Genomic DNA, 811 nt, shown 5'->3' on the forward strand with positions numbered 1-811 from the left:
CGGCATCGCCACGATGCCGCTCGACAAGGCTCTCGACTATATCGCCGCCGAGCCGGATTTCTGGATCCACGCTTGAGCGAAAACCCGCTCAAAATGGCCAAAGTCGAGCTTAGGCGTCAACTCTCCGATATGTCAGCCTCCGGCCCTTCACACCCCCCAGCGTTCGCAAGGCGCGTTCGCTATCGTCCACGCCCAACCGGACGCGATTGTTGTAGCGGAAATCGAACTCGGCGAGATAGCGGTGCAAGTGGCGCTCGCCGCAATGCTGATAGACGCCCTTCATGCCGCGCTTGAAGATGCTGTAGAAGCCTTCGACCGTGTTCGTGTGGATCGTATCGGCGCCTTCGTAGCGGACATATTCGTTGACCGAATGCTTGACCGTGCCCCGCTTGGCGAACTCGGTGGCGAGCGGGTGATAGAGGCGGCTTTCATCGGTGTAGAGCGCGCTTTCCGCGTCGAGATTGTCGCGAACGATGCTGACGACCGTCTTCTGATCAGCGCGCTCGGCATAGAACGAACGAACCTTGCCGCCGCGCTCGACCAGCGAGACCACGGCCCGCTTGTGCGCCAACAGATTGCCGCCGCGCTTCACAAACGAGTGGCCTCGGGTGGTCATGGTTGGCTTGGGGCCGTCCTTGCTGCCGAAATAGGTCTCGTCGGCTTCAACGATCGAACCAGCGCCGCCCATAGGACTAAAGTCCGCATATTGCACTTCGCGTACCCACGGGGTAACATCGCTTGAAAATGAAAGATTTTTGGGTGTTTCGAAGTGCTCCATTGTGGGTCGGTATGCCGGCCATCTGTCGTTAGA

The 811-nt window shown here is 59.2% G+C and carries 1 pseudogene; it reads right to left on the reverse strand.

Annotated features, from left to right (window positions below):
• Positions 1-109 precede the first annotated feature (109 nt).
• Positions 110-694: pseudogene (locus VQ045_RS21830) on the reverse strand (IS1595 family transposase); the annotation flags it as partial.
• Between the last annotated feature and the right edge of the window lie 117 nt (positions 695-811).

It is taken from the genome of Aurantimonas sp. E1-2-R+4 (assembly GCF_036549515.1).
Classification (GTDB): domain Bacteria; phylum Pseudomonadota; class Alphaproteobacteria; order Rhizobiales; family Rhizobiaceae; genus Aurantimonas; species Aurantimonas coralicida_A.